The following is a 16,717-nucleotide window of genomic DNA, read 5'->3' as shown; positions in this document are numbered from 1 at the left end:
TCGTTGGCGCGGCAGTCGAATGGCGCGTCGAACCGGCCGGCGCCCCCGAGCGGCGGGCATTTGCGACGGATCGCGCAGCGCGGCGCGCCGGTCTTTCAGTCCGCCGACGGCGCGCCGCGCGCGCCCGATTCGCCGTCCGGCCGGTCGCTAGCCGTTCGGTCGAGGCCGAAACAGCGAGGGTTGGCGCTATCATTGCCTTTTTTCTGCCGCATCCACGCTTTTCGCACCCTCTCATGGCTTCCCACGATTATCTGAAGAAAATCCTGACCGCCCGGGTGTACGACGTCGCGCTCGAAACCGAGCTCGAACGCGCGCGCAACCTCTCCGCGCGGCTCAACAACGCCGTCTACCTGAAGCGCGAGGACAACCAGCCGGTGTTCTCGTTCAAGCTGCGCGGCGCGTACAACAAGATGGCGCACATCCCGGCCGGCGCGCTCGCGCGCGGCGTGATCACCGCATCGGCGGGCAACCACGCGCAGGGCGTCGCGTTCTCGGCCGCGCGAATGAACGTGAAGGCAGTGATCGTCGTGCCGGTGACGACGCCGCAGGTCAAGGTCGACGCGGTGCGCGCGCACGGCGGGCCGACCGTCGAGGTGATCCAGGCGGGCGAATCGTACAGCGACGCGTACGCGCACGCGGTGAAGGTGCAGGCCGAGCGCGACCTCACGTTCGTCCATCCGTTCGACGATCCTTACGTGATCGCGGGCCAGGGCACGGTCGCGATGGAAATCCTGCGCCAGCATCAGGGGCCGATCCACGCGATCTTCGTGCCGATCGGCGGCGGCGGGCTCGCGGCGGGCGTCGCCGCGTACGTGAAGGCGGTGCGCCCCGAGATCAAGGTGATCGGCGTGCAGACCGACGATTCGTGCGCGATGAAGCAATCGCTCGCGGCGGGCAAGCGCGTCGAGCTCGCCGAGGTCGGGCTCTTCTCCGACGGCACCGCGGTCAAGCTCGTCGGCGAGGAGACGTTTCGCCTCTGCGCCGCGTATCTCGACGACGTCGTGACGGTCGACACCGACGCGCTCTGCGCGGCGATCAAGGACGTGTTCCAGGATACGCGCAGCGTGCTCGAGCCGGCGGGCTCGCTCGCGGTCGCGGGCGCGAAGCGATATGCGGAGCGCGAGGGGATCGAGGGCGAGACGCTCGTCGCGATCACGTCCGGCGCGAACATGAACTTCGACCGGATGCGCTTCGTCGCCGAGCGCGCCGAGGTGGGCGAGGCGCGCGAGGCCGTGTTCGCGGTGACGATCCCCGAGGAGCGCGGCAGCTTCAGGCGCTTCTGCTCGCTCGTCGGCGAGCGCAACGTGACCGAGTTCAACTACCGGATCGCCGATGCGCGATCGGCGCACATCTTCGTCGGCGTGCAGATCCGGCGGCGCGACGAAACGGACGAGATCGCGCGCAACTTCGCCGCGCACGGCTTCACGACCGTCGATCTGTCGGGCGACGAGCTGTCGAAGCAGCACATCCGCTACATGGTGGGCGGCCGCTCGCCGCTCGCGCGCGACGAGCGGCTGTTCCGCTTCGAATTCCCGGAGCGGCCGGGCGCGCTGATGAAGTTCCTGTCGTCGATGGCGCCCGACTGGAACATCAGCCTGTTCCATTACCGGAACCAGGGCGCCGACTATAGCTCGATCCTCGTCGGCCTGCAGGTGCCGCAGGCGGACCACGCGGAATTCGACCGCTTCCTCGCGGCGCTCGGCTATCCGTTCTGGGAAGAAAGCGGCAACCCGGCGTATCGTCTCTTCCTGTCGTAATCCGTCCATTCCATACGATATGAACCCCGACCACTCCCCGCTCGGCAAGGCGACCGTCTACTCGAACCAGTACGACGCGTCGCTGCTGTTTCCGATTCCGCGCGCGCGCGCGCGCGAGCAGATCGGCATCGGCGCGCAGTTGCCGTTCTTCGGCACCGACATCTGGAACGCATACGAGCTGTCGTGGCTCAATGCGCGCGGCAAGCCGCAAGTCGCGATCGCGACGTTCTACGTGCCGGCCGAATCGCCGAATATCGTCGAATCGAAGTCGTTCAAGCTGTATCTCGGCTCGTTTGCGCAGACCGCGTTCGAATCGCTCGACGCGGTGCGCGACGCGCTCAAGCGCGACGTGTCGGCCGCGTGCGGCGCGAACGTGACCGTGCGGCTCGCGACGCCCGCCGAATTCCGCAAGCTGCAGATGGACGAGCTCGACGGGCTGTCGCTCGACCGCCTCGATCTCGAAGCCGACGTCTACGAGCCCGATCCGTCGTTCCTCACCGCATCGCACGACGAAGCGCCCGTCGAGGAAACGCTCGTCACCGATCTGCTGAAGTCGAACTGCCCGGTGACGGGCCAGCCCGACTGGGGCAGCGTGCAGATCCACTACGTCGGCGCGCCGATCGATCACGCGGGCCTGTTGCGCTACATCATCTCGTTTCGCAACCACACGGGCTTTCACGAGCAATGCGTCGAGCGGATCTTCGTCGACATCCTGCGCGCGTGCAAGCCGGTGAAGCTGGCCGTCTACGCGCGCTACACGCGCCGCGGCGGACTCGACATCAATCCGTTCCGCACGAACTACAACCAGCCGATGCCGGACAACGCGCGCACCGCGCGGCAGTGACGCAGACGGCGCCCGCCGCGCGCCGCATCACTTCGCCGGCGTCTTGTACGCGATGCAGTCGACCTCGACCTTGCAGTCGATCACCATGCTCGACTGCACGCACGCGCGCGCGGGCGGATGCTCGCCGAAGTACGAGATGAAGACCTTGTTGAACGACGCGAAATCGCGCGCGTCGTCGAGCCACACGCCGCAGCGCACGACGTGCTCGAGGCCGTAGCCGGCTTCCTTCAGGATCGCGATCACGTTCTCGATCGCCTGCTTCGATTGCGTGACGATCCCGCCCTCGACGACCTCGCCGTTCACCATCGGCGTCTGGCCGGACACGTACAGCCACCCGTCCGCCTCGACCGCGCGCGCGAACGGCATCACCTGGCCGCCCGTGCCCTTCGCTTCGCCCACGCCATATCGCTTCATCGTTTCACTCCTTCGTTTCGTTTGCCAACACGCGCCGCCCGCGCGATGCGGGCGACGCGCGACGTTTGGTCACGCTCGCGCGCCGAATCGACCGCGCGCGCCGAATCCGTCGATCGACGAGCCCGCTCAGAACGCGTCGTGCGCCGTCGCCGCGGCCCGCGCGCCGCGCGCGACGAAGCGGCCCGCGCGCTCGCCCGTCGGCGCGCCGTCGCAATACGACAGCACGCCGTTCACCCACACGGCCTCGATCCCGTGCGCCGGCTGCTGCGGCTGCTCGAACGTCGCCGCGTCGCGCACGCGGTCCGCATCGAACAGCACGAGGTCCGCGTGATAGCCGACCCGCACTTCGCCGCGCTGCGCGAGCCCGAAGCGCCGCGCGGACAGCGACGTCATCTTGCGCACCGCCTCTTCGAGCGAAATCAGTTGCTCGTCGCGCGCGTAGTAGCCGAGCACGCGCGGGAATGCGCCCCAGAGGCGCGGATGCGGCAGCGGATCGTTCGGCAGGCCGTCGGAGCCCACCATCGTCGCCGGATGCAACAGGATTCGCCGCACGTCGTCCTCCGACATGTTGTGATACACGGCGCCCGCCGGCTGCAGCCGGCGGGCCGCGTCCCGCTCGGGCACGCCCCACTCCGCCGCGATCGCCTTCAGCAGCTTGCCCGCCATTTCCGGATGCGGGTCGGACCACGTGATCGTGATGTCGATGTCGCCCGTCGCCTGCTTGATGTCGAGCGTCGACGAGCTGCGGCTGTACGGATAGCAGTCGCAGCCGACGGGCTGGATGCGCCGCGCGCGTTCGAGCGATGCGAGCACGTCGGCGCTGCGCCCCCAGTTCGCCGGCCCCGCGCACTTCAGATGCGAGATCACGACGGGCACGCGCGCGTGCCGGCCGACGCGGTATGCCTCGTCCATCGCGTCGAGGATCGCGTCGAACTCGGTGCGCATGTGCGTCGTGTAGACGGCGCCCGCGTTCGCGAGCGGCTCGGCGAGCGCCATCACTTCTTCGGCCGGCGCGGCGAACGCCGAGCCGTACGCGAGCCCCGAGCTCAGGCCGAGCGCGCCGTGCGCGAGCGCTTCTTCGAGCTGCGCGCGCATCGCGGCGATTTCGGCGTCGGTCGCCGCGCGGTCGAGCCGGTCCATCTGGTTGTTGCGCAGCGCGGTATGGCCGACGAGCGCCGCCACGTTGACGGCCGGCTTCGCCGCGCCGAGCGCGTCGACGTAGGCGGCGAACGTCGGATAGCGGAACGCCGCGCGCGCGCCGAGCAGGTTCATCGGATCGGGCGGGTCGCCATTCAGCGCGACGGGCGACGCGCTGATTCCGCAGTTGCCGACGATCACCGTCGTCACGCCCTGCGAGATCTTCGGCAGCATCTGCGGCGCGTCGATCACGTGCGTGTCGTCGTGCGTGTGCACGTCGACGAAGCCCGGCGCGAGCGCGCGGCCGTTCGCCTCGACCACCTGCTCCGCGAGCCAGTTCGTCAGGTTGCCGATCGCGACGATCCGGTCGCCGCGAATCGCGACATCGCGCTCGACGCGCGGCGCGCCCGTGCCGTCGTACAACTGCGCGCCGACGATCAGCGTATCGGCCGCTTCGGGATGCGAGTGCATGTCAGTCTCCTAACGGTTGGCGGTCGCCGCCGCCGCGGTGCAGGTCGAGCGCGTGCTTCATCCGGCGCAGCGGCTCGCGGCAGTCGTCGCCCAGGCGCAGCGCGACTTCGGTGACGAGCACGTCGAGCGCCATCAGCATCGCGTAGCGCGACGTCGACGGCTTGAAGATGAAATCGGTTTCGAACGCGACGACGGGAATCAGGTGATCGGCGAGCTGCGCGAGCGGCGACGCGGGCGCGGTGAGCGCGACGAGCGTCGCGCCGTAGCGCTTCGCGAGCGCGCAGCTTTCGAGCTGCTCGGGGACGCGCCCCGACACCGACAGCGCGACGACGACGCAGCCGGGCGCCGCGGTGGCCGCGACCATCCGCTGCAGCAGCGCGTCCTGGTAGGTCGCGACCGGCCGGCCGAAGCGCACGAGGCGAAAGCGCAATTCGTCGGCGAGCGCGGTCGAGCCGCCGCCCTGCCCGTACACGTAGATCATGTTCGCCGTGGCGAGCGCGGCGGCGGGCGCGTCGAACGACGTCTGGCGCAGCAACCGGTGGTTGTGCTCGAGCGCCACCTGCACGTCTTCGTACACGCGCGAAACGGGCGTCTCGTCGCGCCGAGCATCGGCTGCGGCCGGGGTCAGAAAGCGCTGGCCGACCGCGGCGGCCTGCGCGAGCCGCAGCTTGAGCTCGCGCACGTCGCGGCAGCCGACCGCCTTCGCGAAGCGCGTGACGGTGGCGACGCTCACGCCTGCTTGCGCGGCGAGCGCGCCGATGCTCGCGTGCGCGGCCTGCGTCAGATCGCCGAGGATCAGCGCCGCGACCTTGCGCTCGGCATCGCGCAACTCGGGCGCGCACTCGGCGATCCGGGCGACGATGTCGAAGGCGGGCTGCTCGGCGGACGGCGTCATGAGGCGGCGATCGGTTGAGATCGGTTGAGGGTGACGGCCGGTGCGAACCATCGCGTTAATAAATAACATTACCGAGGCGATGCTACTTTCTGTACTATCGCGAAGTCAACTTCGCATCGATACATATGGACGATGGAGCGAGATAAGATGAAAGTTACAAACTATCAGGAAGCGACGATCGATCCCTTCGGCAAGGGTCTCGGCAACGTGCCGAGCGCGAGCGTGCCGCTGTCGGACGCGGGCCGCCTCGAATGGAACCTGCTCGCCGAGGACGTGAGCCTGCCCGCCGCCGTGCTGTACGCGGACCGGATCGAGCACAACCTGAAGTGGATGCAGGCATTCGTCGCCGAATACGGCGTGAAGCTCGCGCCGCACGGCAAGACGACGATGGCGCCGCAGTTGTTCCGCCGCCAGCTCGAGACGGGCGCGTGGGGCATCACGCTCGCGACCGCGCATCAGACGCGCGCCGCGTACCACGGCGGCGTGCGGCGCGTGCTGCTCGCGAACCAGCTCGTCGGCCGGCACAACATGGCGATGATCGCCGAGCTCTTGACCGACCCCGATTTCGAGTTTTTCTGCCTCGTCGATTCGGTCGACGGCGTCGAGCAGCTCGGGCGCTTCTTCGGCGCCGCGGGCAAGCCGCTCAACGTGCTGCTCGAGCTCGGCGTGCCGGGCGGGCGCACCGGCGTGCGCGACGACGCGCAGCGCGACGCGGTGCTCGCCGCGCTCGCGCGCCACGCGGGCGTGCTGAAGCTCGCCGGCATCGAGCTGTACGAAGGCGTGCTGAAGGAGGAAGGCGAGATCCGCGCGTTCCTGCGGCGCGCGGTCGAGCTCGTGCATGAGCTCGCCTCAGCCGGCCGCTTCGCGCACGCGCCGGCGCTGCTGTCGGGCGCGGGCTCCGCGTGGTACGACGTCGTCGCCGACGAATTCGCGCAGGCGGCCGCGGCCGGCGTGATCGACGTCGTGCTGCGCCCTGGCTGCTATCTGACGCACGACATCGGCATCTACAAGAAAGCGCAGACCGACATCTTCGCGCGCAACCCGATCGCGCAAAAAATGGGCGAAGGCCTGCTGCCGGCGCTGCAGTTGTGGGCGTACGTGCAGTCGATCCCGGAGCCCGAACGCGCGATCGTCGCGCTCGGCAAGCGCGATTCCGCGTTCGACGCGGGCCTGCCGGAGCCGGCGCGCCACTTCCGCCCGGGCGCGGGCGGCCTGCCGCGCGACATCGCGCCGGGCGAAGGCTGGGAAGTGACCGGCCTGATGGACCAGCACGCGTACCTGAAGATCCCGGCGGGCGCGGACCTGAAGGTCGGCGACATGGTGTCGTTCGACATCTCGCACCCGTGCCTCACGTTCGACAAGTGGCGGCAGTTGCTCGTCGTCGATCCGCAGTACCGCGTGACCGAGGTGATCGAGACGTACTTCTGACGTCGGCGCTCAGGCGGCGCGGGCGGTCGGGCGCACGAGCGGCCGACCGCCCGCGCGACGCGGCCGCGCCCTCCGTCACACCCGCTTCACGCACCCGTCATCAGCAGCCCGGCAGCCCGGAGTACACTGCCCGTTCGTCCTGGATCATCCGATGTCGTTCAACAGGAGAAGGTCATGGCAGCAAAGAAGATTCTGTTTCTGACGGGCGATTTCGCCGAAGACTACGAGACGATGGTGCCGTTCCAGGCGCTCCTCGCGGTCGGCCATCACGTCGACGCGGTATGCCCCGGCAAGCGCGCGGGCGACAAGGTGAAGACGGCGATCCACGATTTCGAAGGCGACCAGACCTACACGGAAAAGCCCGGCCACCAGTTCACGCTGAACGCGACGTTCGACGACGTCGACGCGACGGGCTACGACGCGCTCGCGGTCGCGGGCGGCCGCGCGCCCGAGTATCTGCGGCTCGACCCGAAAGTGATCGCGCTCGTGCGCGCGTTCGCCGAAGCGAAGAAGCCGATTGCGGCAATTTGTCACGCCGCGCAGTTGCTCGCGGCGGCCGACGTGATCCGCGGCAAGCGGATCTCGGCCTACCCGGCGTGCGCGCCGGAAGTGCGGCTCGCGGGCGGCGAGTATGCGGACATTCCGGTCGACGCGGCCGTCACCGACGCGCCGTTCGTCACCGCGCCCGCGTGGCCCGCGCATCCCGCGTGGCTGTCGCAATTCCTCGCGCTGCTCGGCACCCGCATCGAGCTCTGAGGGCCGGCACGCGCGGCGGCGGCATGTCGCCGCGCGGCCCGCGCTCTCCTTCACTTCGCGCCGGCTTCGGCGACGCGCGCCTCCAGCATCGTCAACGCGCCGGACAGCGCATTGAGCGCGTCGTCCGGCAGCGACGCCATCGTATCGTGCAGGAACGCGTTGCGGCGCGGCAGGCACGCCTCGAACGCCGCGCGCCCGGCCTGCGTGAGCTTCACGTTCGTCACGCGATTGTCGCGCGCATCGGCTTCGCGCTCGATCCAGCCGAGCGTCTCGAGCGTCTTCAACTGGCGTGTGAGCGCACCCGGATCGACGCGCAGCAGCTCGACGAGCCGCTTCTGCGACGACGCGCCGCCGTGCTGCTCGAGCGCGACCATGATGCGCCAGCGCGGCAGCGGCTGGCCGACGTGCGCCTCGAACGCGGACATGAACGCGCGGTACGTGCGTCCGAACTGCTGCAAGATCGCGATGCGGTCCTGTTCTTCCATGCGCTGACTTCGGCTCCGGTAGGCGTGAATGAGGTAACGAAGCGCCCGCTCACTCGGCGACGACGGTCGGCTCGAGCTTGCGGCGCAGCTCGACGGGCGGCACGCGGCGGCTTTGCCACACCGCCGCGAGCGCGACGAGCGCGCCGACCGCGATGCCGATATGGATCGCGCCGACGAGCGATTCGCGCGCCGCTTCGAGCAAATGGGCGCCATGATGCCCGGCGCGCACGAGTTCGTCCACCACGCGCGACTGCGCGGCGCGGTCGATCAGCACCTGCGGATCGGCGAGGCGCGCCTGCCAGCGCAGCGCGCCGTCCGCGGCGAGCGCGTCGCGCACGCCGCTCGCGTAGAGCTGGTTGACGAGCGTGCCGGTGAGCGCCGTGCCGACCATCCCGCCCACCATCCGCAGCGACTGCAGCAGCGCGGTCGCGATCCCGAGATGCTCGCGGCCCGCCGTCTGCTGCGCGAACACGGTCAGGTTCGGCAGCACGAAGCCGAGGCCCACGCCGCCCGCGACCATCAGCGCCATCAGCGCCCAGCCGGGCGTCGCATGCGTCGACGCGACGACGCCCGCGCACGCAATCGCGAACAGCAGGAAGCCCGCGTGCAGCATCGCGTTCGGGCGGCGGATGCGCGTGATCACGCGGCCGTTCATGATGCTGCCGATCGTGATGAACACGACGAGCGGCGTGATGACGACGCCCGCCTGCTGCGGCGACATCCCGAAGCCGCCCTGGAACAGCAGCGGCGCGTAGAAGAGCAGCGAGAACATCGCGAAGCCGGCGAGGATCGCGAGGATGAAGAGCGCGGACAGCGCGCGGTTCGAGAACATGTCGAACGGCAGAATCGGCTGCGCGCAGCGCTTCTCCCAGCGCCACAGCGCGGCGGCGCCCGCGAGCGCGACGACGATCAGGAGCGTCGGCCAGCCGCCGATGCCGTACTTCGGCAGCCATTCGACGAACAACTGCATCGCGCCGAGCGTCGCCGCGATGAGGAGCGCGCCCGGCCAGTCGAGCCGCATCCTGGCCGTGTGCTCGACATGCCGCAGGTGCGGCAGATAGCGCCAGACGAAGAGGAGCGACAGCAGGCCGACCGGCAGGTTCACGTAGAACACCGCGCGCCAGCCGTAGTGCTGCGTCAGCACGCCGCCGAGCGACGGCCCGACCGCGTTCGCGATCCCGAACGCCGAGCTCATCAGCACCTGCCAGCGCAGCCGCACGACCGAATCGGGAAAGAGGTCCGGAATGCACGCGAACGCGGTGCCGACGAGCATCCCGCCGCCGACGCCCTGCAGCGCGCGCGCGAGCACGAGCGACAGCATGTCGTGCGCCATCCCGCACAGCATCGACGCGCCCGTGAACACGGCGAGCGATGCGATCACGAACGGCTTGCGCCCGTAGTAATCGCCGAGCCGCCCGAAGATCGGCACGGTGATCACCGACGCGAGCAGATACGACGTCGCGACCCACGCGTACAGGTCGAAGCCGCGCAGCTCGGCGACGATCGTCGGCAGCGCGGTGCCGACGACGGTCTGGTCGAGCGCGACGAGCATCGTGACGAAGGAAATGCCGAGCATTGCGAGCAACGATTCGCGAAACGGAAGGACTTGCCCGCTCGAATGGTGGGCGGCGGTATGGACAGCCATCTTTTGTTCGTGCAACTTTTGATGCGTCAACGAATCGAAAATTCTATCATGCATCAGGTAATCTAGCCGGCGCCCCCATGCGATGCGCGCGCCGCGAAGGAGTCAGATGGAACCGCTCACAATCGTTGCCGGGCCGACGCTGTCGGCCGCGGATCTCGACACGCTGCGGCGCGCGAAGCTCGCGCTCGAAAGCCCGTCGCTGACGATCAAGCTGACGAGCGTCGTCGGCGCGCCGGTCGAGAAGATGATCGGCAAGCTGCCCGGCTTCGCGACCGACAAGATCAACGACGCGACGCAGCTCGCGCTGCGCAAGTGCCTGCACATCGCGCTGCGCACGCTCGGCAAGTCGGGCGGCGTCGCGAGCGAGGGCGAGACGCCGGGCAAGCCGAGCAACCTGCTGCACAAGCTCGCCGTCGCGACGACGGGCGCGGCGGGCGGCGCGTTCGGCCTCCTCGCGCTGCCCGTCGAGCTGCCCGTCACGACGACGCTGATGTTCCGGTCGATCTGCGACATCGCGCGCAGCGAGGGCGAGGATCTGTCGAGCGCCGAGGCGCAGTTGCAATGCCTCGCGGTGCTCGGGATGGGCGGCGGCTTCGGCCCGCTGCCGGGCGCGGGCAAGACGGGCGGCAAGACGGCCGGCGAGCCGCGCGAGCGCGACGGGCACGAGAGGCACGGCGAGCACTGGGAACACTGGGAGCACGACAAGGAGGAGGAAGACGCCGACATCGGCTATTTCGTGCTGCGCGGCGCGCTCGCGCAGGCGGTGTCGAAGGCGTCGTCGGAAATCGCGTCGAAGGGTTTCGCGACGCACGGCTCGGCCGCGCTGCTGCGCCTCGTGCAGTCGATCGCGTCGCGCTTCTCGGTGCAGGTGACTGAGCAGATCGCCGCGAAATCGATTCCGGCGATCGGCGCCGTGCTCGGCGCGACCGTCAACACGCTCTTCATCGACCATTTCCAGCAGGCCGCGCACGGCCACTTCGCGGTGCGCCGGCTCGAGCGCAAGTACGGGCAGGCGGCCGTGAAGGCGGCGTATCAGGCGATCGACGCGTCTGCCGTGCGCTGAGTCGCGCGCTCAACCGCGATGCGCCGCACGAACGCGGCCGCGCGCTCGAGCGCGCGCGCCGATTCGGGCACGAACGGCACATAGATCTGCCAGACGTGCGGCATCTGCGGCCATATCTCCAGTTCGACGTGCACGCCCGCCGCGCGCGCCTTGTCGGCGACGCGCCGCGAATCGTCGAGCAGCACCTCGGTGCTGCCCGCCTGGATGAAGAGCGGCGGCAATCCCGTGAAATCCGCGTACAGCGGCGACGCATGCGGATGCGTGCCCGGCGTGTCGCCGAGATACAGGCGCGCCGCGCGGCCGAGCGCCGCGCCTGCGAACATCGGGTCGAGCCCGTCGTGCGAGCGCAGCGTGTCGCCCGTCGCGGCGAGATCGGTCCAGGGCGAGAACAGCACGGCGCCCGCGGGCAGCGGGTCGCCCGCGTCGCGCAGCGCGACGAGCGCCGCAAGCGCGAGGCCGCCGCCCGCCGAATCGCCGCCGAACACGATCGACTCCGGCGGCGTGCCGGCGGACACGAGTTGCCGGTACGCGGCGAGCGCGTCGTTCAGCGCGGCCGGAAACGGATGCTCGGGCGCGAGCCGATAGTCGAGCGAGAACGAGCGCACGCCGGCGTGCTTCGTCAGCGCGAACACGAGCGGGCGGTGCGTCTGCGGCGAGCAGAAGTAATAACCGCCGCCGTGGAAATACAGCAGCATCCGGCTGTGCTGCGCGCGGCCCGGCATGGCGTCCGCGCGCTCAAGCCATTCGCCGCGCAGCGGCGCGTCGCCGGCGCCGTAACGCTCGCGCAGCCGCCAGCCGGCGGGCGGACGGCGCGGCACGCGCATCCGCAGCTTCGTCAGCCGCCGCGCGCGCGCCGGATCGATCACGGGACGCTGCGTCTCGGGATGAAACTGCCGGCGCAGCAGCCAGCACGCCACTTTGCTCTGCCAACTCATCGAACGCACTCCCAACCGGAAGAATGTGACGATACTACGTGCGTTCCGGCGCGCGCCCGTCGACCGGGTCCTCTAAATCCGGCCGCGCGGCTCAGTTCGCCGGCTGCACCTGGCCGCGAATCTCGCCGCCCGGATGGGCTTTCGTATGCACGTTGAAATACCACTTGCCCGCCATCAGATCGCCGACCTGCTCGTCCGTCAGCGCCTTCTCGCCGACGATCGGGCTCGCGAGCGCATCCTTCGGGATCGGCACCTGCACGCCCGCGTTCTGCCCGACGGGCGCCGGGCCGTGGAAGTGCGCGGCGGTCGCGGGCCCCGTCAGATCGCGGTATGTGGCGTGCCAGCGCAGCGTATGGGCTGCCGTGTCGTAGGTCGCGTCGAGCGCGCCCGATCCCTTGCTCGTCGTCGGCGGCACTTCGCTCGACGGCTGCAGGCTCGCGACGAGCTTCACCGTTTCCGCCCGCGCGACGCCCGCCGCGCACGCGCACACGAGCACCCCGAATCCGATCCTGCGCAATGTCAACATGAATCCTCCTTGCGATCGCCGAACAGGTTGCGCGAACGGGCATGCCGTCCGCTCGACACCCGATGGTAGACGATCTTGCACGCGCGGCACCCGGCGCGAAGCGCTTCGCCGTTCGCGACGCGGCGGCGCGACGTCGCGCCGTGCCGCTTCCGCCGGCCGTTGCACGGATGCCGGCGGGCGGCACACCACGGCCAAGAATAGAGCTTTGCACGAAACCCTCTGAATCCGCATCCGGCGTTTCGCTACACTGCTTCGCACACAGTTGCTTGTTTCCTTCCGTCCGAAGGAATATCTGCGAGTTTGAAAGCGGCCTTCGGGCCGCTCTTTTTTTGCGCGGCGCGGACAGCCCGCGTGGCGGCTGCTCGGCGTGCGCGATCCGCGGTTTCGTCGCATCGCGCGCGATGAGCGAGATCAGCCCCGGCGCGCGCGCATCAACGCGCATATCACCGATTTACGAGACAATCGGCCTGTTCGGATCGAAACAATGCGAAAAACCGTGCCGTTTCTTCGTTCGCTCTCTCCGCTTCTTCGCGTCGCCCCGCCCTGTCGGCTGCTACTTGGAAGCGCGTCGTGCGTGTGCGCGCTGGCGGCAACGCCTGCGCACGCGCAGGAATTCGCGCTGTTCGGCGGCCTGCTCACGGGCGGCGGCGGTCACAGCTACGCGTGGGCATTCGACTATCAGGAAGGGCTCGGCCGCTACGCGGCCGCGGGCTTCGCCTGGTACAACGAGGGACATATTCCGAATCACCATCGCGACGGCCAGGCGGTCCAGCTCTGGGGGCGGCTGCCGCTGCGCGAGAACCGCTTCGTGATCTCGGCGGGCGTGGGCCCTTACCGGTATTTCGACACGATCCCCGCGACGGAAGGTCGCGGCTATTCGAACTCGCACGGCTGGGGCATGCTGATGAGCGTGCGCGCCGCGTACTACACGTCGCATCGCTGGCTCGCGCAACTGCAGGTGAACCGGACGCAGGTATTCAGCGGGCCGAACACGACGTCGCTGATGTTCGGCATCGGCTATCAGCTCGACGCGCCGGACACGCCAGGCCCGCGCGACTACGCGGCGAGCCGCGCGGGACGCGTCACCGCGAACGAAGTCACCGCGATGCTCGGCGAGACGATCCTCAACAGCCGGCGCTCGCCGACCGCGCTCGGCGGCAGCATCGAATATCGACGCGGCGTCGCGAAATACGTCGACTGGACGGCCGCCTATCTATACGAAGGCTCGAAGCAATCGGTGCGCCGCAACGGCATCGCGTCGCAATTCTGGCTCACGCGCGCGTTCCTCGACGACAAGGTCGCGCTGTCCGCCGGCGCGGGCGCCTACCTGCCGCTCAACGAGCGCGACATCCGCGGCCGCTCCGGCGAAGGCGGCGGACGCGTGTCGGGCATCGTGTCGATTTCGGCGAGCTACCGCTTCGACGATCGCTGGCTCGCGCGCATCACGTGGAATCGCGTCGTCACGCGCTACGATCGCGATACCGACGTGATTCAGGCCGGGCTCGGCTACCGCTTCTGAAATCCTGCCCGGCTCCCGCGGCGCGACGTCAATCGAGCGCGCGCAGCACGCCGATCAACTGCTTCGCGGCAACGTCCCAGCGATACCGCGACGCATGCCTTCGCCCTTTCTCCCGCATCTCGCGCCGCAGCTCGGCGTCGCCCATCAGTTGCACGATCGTCGCCGCGATGTCGACCGCGTCGTGCGCGTCGCAATACAGCGCGGCGTCACCGCACGCCTCGGGCAGCGACGCCTCGCGCGACACGATCACCGGACACCCGCAATACATCGCCTCGAGCGGCGGCAGGCCAAATCCTTCGTATAGCGAAGGAAACACGAAACAACCGGCGTTCTCGTACAGCGCCTTCAGCTCGCCGTCGCTGACATATCCCGCCCACGCGACGTTGTGCGCGCTCGCGCGCTCGCCGAGCGCCGATGCGCCGAAGATCCTCACGTTGCTGCCGCCCGCGATCACGAACCTGAGCTCGGGGCGCATGCGCTCGAGCCGCGCGATCGCGTCGAGCGTGCGCACGAGATTCTTGCCGGGCGCAAGCGAGCCAACGATCAGCACGTAGCCGTCGTAGGCAAGGCCGAGCCGCTCGAGCACCGCCGGATCGCTCGCGATGCGGCCGAAGTGATCGACGCCGGACACGATCGTCGATACGTCGGTCGGCGCAACGCCCAGACGCGCGACGATCCGTTCCTTCGAGAAGCGCGACACCGTCAGGATGTGCCGCGCGCGGCGCTTGAGCATCCAGAACGCGAAGCGATACCAGAGCCTGAACTTGAGCGAGTAGCCTTGCGGAAAGTCAAACACGGCGACGTCGTGAATCATCACGACCTGATTGCGCTTGAAGAGCGGCCCGACGTTGCACAGGCTCACGAGCGTCTGCCCGCGCGTCGCGAACGGCAGCGCGAGCTGCTCCCACAGCGCGCCGCGCAGCCGCGGCACGACGCGGCGCGCAACCGCGGGCGGCAACGCGTCGCTCGCATGATCGCGCGGCACGACGAGCGTCGGGTTGCGCTCGCCCGGCAGCAGGCGCGCGAGCGCCGACGTGAATTCGTGCGCGACGCGCTGCACGCCCGTCAGACGCTGCGACGTGAACTTGCCGTTGATCGCGACGGGCTTCGGCAACGCCGCCATGCCCGAACGGTCGCCGGCGAACGCGGCGCGCGGCGGCGCATCGCGCAACGCGCCCGCTGCCTGCGACGCGCTCGTCGTCATTGCATCGAAGTCCTGATGATTGCGCCGCACGTTCGGCGACGGCCTGGATAACGGGGAAGACAGCTTCATGGCGGCAGCAGCGGCGTGACGGCACCCGGTTGACGGGCGCATCCGCGACGTTCGCGGATGCGCGCTCTATGCGTTCAAGTGTCGCCATTCCCCCGCGCGCAGTCTGTGCGCTCCGTCGCACAACGCGGCGCGCGGCGCGCGTATGACGCCGTGCGCCGCGATCGCGCGCGTCAGCGGCCGCGGCTCACCGACCAGATCAGATAGAACGATTCTGCGGTCGGCAGGATCTGCGAGAGCATCCGGTTGAAGCGCGCGGCGGGCGCCGTGCCGACATACACGACGTCGAGCGGCTTCATGTCGAACTCGGTCGCGAGCATCAGTGCGTCCACCTGCGTCATGTCGAGACGGAACACTTCGGGCTTGTTGCGCTCGGGCGCGTAGCTGACCTTCTTCAGGCCCTCCTGCAACGCGCTCTGCACGCCCGGCGCCTGCGCGAGCGGCGGATTCGGATGGCGAATCACGATCACCTGGCGCGGATTCGCTCCCATCGGGTCGATGCTGCCCGCCGCGCTCAACGCGTCCGCGAGCGAGAGCTGCCCCTGGTTCATGTAGACGGTTTGCGGCTTCGGCACCTCGCCCATCACGAATACGCGGTTCTGCGTGCGATCGGGCACGTGGACGATGTCGTTCGCCTGCAGCACGATGTTCTGGCGCAAGTCGCCGCGATTCAGGATGCGGTTCACGTCGATCGTCATCACCTGATCGCCGCGCGTGACGAGCACGCGCTGCAGATCCGCGTCCGGGTTGCCGCCGCCCGCGCGGTTGATCGCATCGACGACGCGCAGATGCGAGCCCGTCAACGACAGTTGCCCAGGGTTCTTCACGTCGCCCGTCACCTGCACGCGCTGACTGCGATACTGCGTCACGCGCACGTCGATCTGAGGATTCCTGATCTGTTTGTTCAGGCGCCGAGACAGCAGTGCGGCGATCTGCACGGGGCTCATCCCTTCGACACGCACGCGGCCGAGCGTCGGAAAGAAGATCGTGCCGTCGGCGGCGACGCGCTGGCCCGGCGAGTCGACCTCGCCTTGCCCGTTCGTGCCGAATGCGCTGACCTGCTGCGGCAGCACGCCGCCCAGGCCGCCCGATGCCTGCAGCGTGCCGATGTCGGCGAGCGGCGACGTATCGGCGAGCGTGCCGTTGCCGCTGCCGCGCGTGAGCTCGGGGTGATCCCACACGACGATGCCGAGCACGTCGTCCGGGCCGACGCGATAGTCGCCGGGAGCGGTGGGCAGGCTTTGCGCGATCCCCGCTTCCTTCGCGCGCGTATCGGCCTCGTCGGCCTGCTTGAGCGTATAGACGAGCTGCGGCGTGATCAGCCTGACGTCGTACACCGTCGAATCCGTCGGTGCGCTCAAATTGTCGTTCATGCGGCTCGAATCGAGCGCCGGTCCCGGCGCCAGCGCACAGCCCGACAAGGCGAGCGCCGCGGCGCTCGCCCATGCTAGGGTCTGTTTACATACGGAACGTGCATGCGAATGCCCGAAATCGCCCGTAGGGCAAGAAGCGAGGAGCGCGGTTTGGCCGAGCCAAACGCCCCGAAGGAAGTCCCCTTGGGGGACAAGCGAC

Annotated in this window: 15 protein-coding genes; 6 read left to right on the top strand and 9 right to left on the bottom strand. The window is 69.1% G+C overall.

Features of this window, described 5'->3' with window-relative positions; genetic code table 11:
• Positions 1-233 precede the first annotated feature (233 nt).
• Positions 234-1,757 (top strand): threonine ammonia-lyase, biosynthetic, encoded by a 1,524-nt coding sequence (gene ilvA / locus WS92_RS13935; protein ID WP_061083861.1) that lies wholly within the window; start codon positions 234-236, stop codon positions 1,755-1,757.
• 19 nt (positions 1,758-1,776) lie between these two features.
• Positions 1,777-2,601 carry an NADPH-dependent 7-cyano-7-deazaguanine reductase QueF gene (gene queF / locus WS92_RS13930; protein WP_015601476.1) on the top strand — a complete coding sequence of 275 codons (825 nt, stop codon included), beginning with the start codon at positions 1,777-1,779 and terminating at the stop codon, positions 2,599-2,601.
• A gap of 27 nt (positions 2,602-2,628) precedes the next feature.
• On the opposite strand, the gene WS92_RS13925 is transcribed toward queF, so the two are convergent.
• From WS92_RS13925 to WS92_RS13915, 3 genes are all read right to left on the bottom strand, one after another.
• Complete coding sequence (locus tag WS92_RS13925) at positions 2,629-3,015, bottom strand: RidA family protein (protein WP_059932549.1); 387 nt, start codon at positions 3,013-3,015, stop codon at positions 2,629-2,631.
• Between the two features lie 126 nt (positions 3,016-3,141).
• Positions 3,142-4,623, bottom strand: a complete 1,482-nt coding sequence (locus tag WS92_RS13920) for an N-acyl-D-amino-acid deacylase family protein (protein ID WP_059932551.1) — start codon at positions 4,621-4,623, stop codon at positions 3,142-3,144.
• A gap of 1 nt (position 4,624) precedes the next feature.
• Positions 4,625-5,518, bottom strand: a complete 894-nt coding sequence (locus tag WS92_RS13915; RefSeq protein ID WP_006024554.1) for a MurR/RpiR family transcriptional regulator — start codon at positions 5,516-5,518, stop codon at positions 4,625-4,627.
• Between the two features lie 147 nt (positions 5,519-5,665).
• On the opposite strand from WS92_RS13915, the gene WS92_RS13910 reads away from it, so the two are divergent.
• Both WS92_RS13910 and WS92_RS13905 read left to right on the top strand, forming a co-directional pair.
• A complete protein-coding gene (locus WS92_RS13910) occupies positions 5,666-6,946 on the top strand; it encodes an amino acid deaminase (RefSeq protein ID WP_015600704.1) in 1,281 nt (426 codons plus the stop codon).
• A 174-nt stretch (positions 6,947-7,120) separates the two neighbouring features.
• Positions 7,121-7,702 (top strand): DJ-1/PfpI family protein, encoded by a 582-nt coding sequence (locus WS92_RS13905; RefSeq protein ID WP_006024552.1) that lies wholly within the window; start codon positions 7,121-7,123, stop codon positions 7,700-7,702.
• A 50-nt stretch (positions 7,703-7,752) separates the two neighbouring features.
• On the opposite strand, the gene WS92_RS13900 is transcribed toward WS92_RS13905, so the two are convergent.
• Both WS92_RS13900 and WS92_RS13895 read right to left on the bottom strand, forming a co-directional pair.
• Positions 7,753-8,187 carry a MarR family winged helix-turn-helix transcriptional regulator gene (locus tag WS92_RS13900; RefSeq protein WP_059932553.1) on the bottom strand — a complete coding sequence of 145 codons (435 nt, stop codon included), beginning with the start codon at positions 8,185-8,187 and terminating at the stop codon, positions 7,753-7,755.
• A gap of 49 nt (positions 8,188-8,236) precedes the next feature.
• Positions 8,237-9,832, bottom strand: a complete 1,596-nt coding sequence (locus WS92_RS13895; RefSeq protein ID WP_059932555.1) for an MDR family MFS transporter — start codon at positions 9,830-9,832, stop codon at positions 8,237-8,239.
• Between the two features lie 106 nt (positions 9,833-9,938).
• Here WS92_RS13895 and WS92_RS13890 point away from each other — a divergent pair, with 106 nt between their 5' ends.
• Positions 9,939-10,895, top strand: coding sequence for an EcsC family protein (locus WS92_RS13890; RefSeq protein ID WP_015602457.1), 957 nt, complete (start codon positions 9,939-9,941; stop codon positions 10,893-10,895).
• Here the strand turns inward: WS92_RS13890 and WS92_RS13885 are convergent.
• Positions 10,865-11,830 (bottom strand): alpha/beta hydrolase, encoded by a 966-nt coding sequence (locus tag WS92_RS13885; protein ID WP_043282010.1) that lies wholly within the window; start codon positions 11,828-11,830, stop codon positions 10,865-10,867. The two genes, WS92_RS13890 and WS92_RS13885, sit on opposite strands and share 31 nt — an antisense overlap.
• Positions 11,831-11,921: 91 nt before the next feature.
• Positions 11,922-12,356, bottom strand: a complete 435-nt coding sequence (locus WS92_RS13880) for a CHRD domain-containing protein (RefSeq protein ID WP_059932556.1) — start codon at positions 12,354-12,356, stop codon at positions 11,922-11,924.
• A gap of 496 nt (positions 12,357-12,852) precedes the next feature.
• Here WS92_RS13880 and WS92_RS13875 point away from each other — a divergent pair, with 496 nt between their 5' ends.
• On the top strand, positions 12,853-13,875 hold the full coding sequence (locus WS92_RS13875; RefSeq protein WP_171845250.1) for a hypothetical protein: 1,023 nt from the start codon (positions 12,853-12,855) through the stop codon (positions 13,873-13,875).
• Between the two features lie 28 nt (positions 13,876-13,903).
• On the opposite strand, the gene WS92_RS13870 is transcribed toward WS92_RS13875, so the two are convergent.
• Both WS92_RS13870 and WS92_RS13865 read right to left on the bottom strand, forming a co-directional pair.
• A complete protein-coding gene (locus tag WS92_RS13870) occupies positions 13,904-15,148 on the bottom strand; it encodes a glycosyltransferase family 4 protein (protein WP_059932560.1) in 1,245 nt (414 codons plus the stop codon).
• A 170-nt stretch (positions 15,149-15,318) separates the two neighbouring features.
• The gene (locus WS92_RS13865) at positions 15,319-16,518 is read right to left on the bottom strand and encodes a polysaccharide biosynthesis/export family protein (protein ID WP_231755949.1); all 1,200 of its coding nucleotides are present in this window, start codon (positions 16,516-16,518) and stop codon (positions 15,319-15,321) included.
• Between the last annotated feature and the right edge of the window lie 199 nt (positions 16,519-16,717).

The organism is Burkholderia sp. MSMB1588 (assembly GCF_001546925.1).
Lineage (GTDB): Bacteria > Pseudomonadota > Gammaproteobacteria > Burkholderiales > Burkholderiaceae > Burkholderia > Burkholderia humptydooensis.
This window is presented reverse-complemented; position numbering and strand designations above follow the sequence as displayed.

Bases quoted from the DNA above. Each gene is read 5' to 3' on its own strand.
- WS92_RS13900 (WP_059932553.1), bottom strand. From the start codon at position 8,187: ATGGAAGAACAGGACCGCATCGCGATCTTGCAGCAGTTCGGACGCACG.
- WS92_RS13870 (WP_059932560.1), bottom strand. From the start codon at position 15,148: ATGAAGCTGTCTTCCCCGTTATCCAGGCCGTCGCCGAACGTGCGGCGC.
- WS92_RS13925 (WP_059932549.1), bottom strand. From the start codon at position 3,015: ATGAAGCGATATGGCGTGGGCGAAGCGAAGGGCACGGGCGGCCAGGTG.
- ilvA (WP_061083861.1), top strand. From the start codon at position 234: ATGGCTTCCCACGATTATCTGAAGAAAATCCTGACCGCCCGGGTGTAC.
- WS92_RS13905 (WP_006024552.1), top strand. From the start codon at position 7,121: ATGGCAGCAAAGAAGATTCTGTTTCTGACGGGCGATTTCGCCGAAGAC.
- WS92_RS13890 (WP_015602457.1), top strand. From the start codon at position 9,939: ATGGAACCGCTCACAATCGTTGCCGGGCCGACGCTGTCGGCCGCGGAT.
- queF (WP_015601476.1), top strand. From the start codon at position 1,777: ATGAACCCCGACCACTCCCCGCTCGGCAAGGCGACCGTCTACTCGAAC.
- WS92_RS13895 (WP_059932555.1), bottom strand. From the start codon at position 9,832: ATGGCTGTCCATACCGCCGCCCACCATTCGAGCGGGCAAGTCCTTCCG.
- WS92_RS13915 (WP_006024554.1), bottom strand. From the start codon at position 5,518: ATGACGCCGTCCGCCGAGCAGCCCGCCTTCGACATCGTCGCCCGGATC.
- WS92_RS13920 (WP_059932551.1), bottom strand. From the start codon at position 4,623: ATGCACTCGCATCCCGAAGCGGCCGATACGCTGATCGTCGGCGCGCAG.
- WS92_RS13880 (WP_059932556.1), bottom strand. From the start codon at position 12,356: ATGTTGACATTGCGCAGGATCGGATTCGGGGTGCTCGTGTGCGCGTGC.
- WS92_RS13885 (WP_043282010.1), bottom strand. From the start codon at position 11,830: ATGAGTTGGCAGAGCAAAGTGGCGTGCTGGCTGCTGCGCCGGCAGTTT.
- WS92_RS13865 (WP_231755949.1), bottom strand. From the start codon at position 16,518: ATGAACGACAATTTGAGCGCACCGACGGATTCGACGGTGTACGACGTC.
- WS92_RS13910 (WP_015600704.1), top strand. From the start codon at position 5,666: ATGAAAGTTACAAACTATCAGGAAGCGACGATCGATCCCTTCGGCAAG.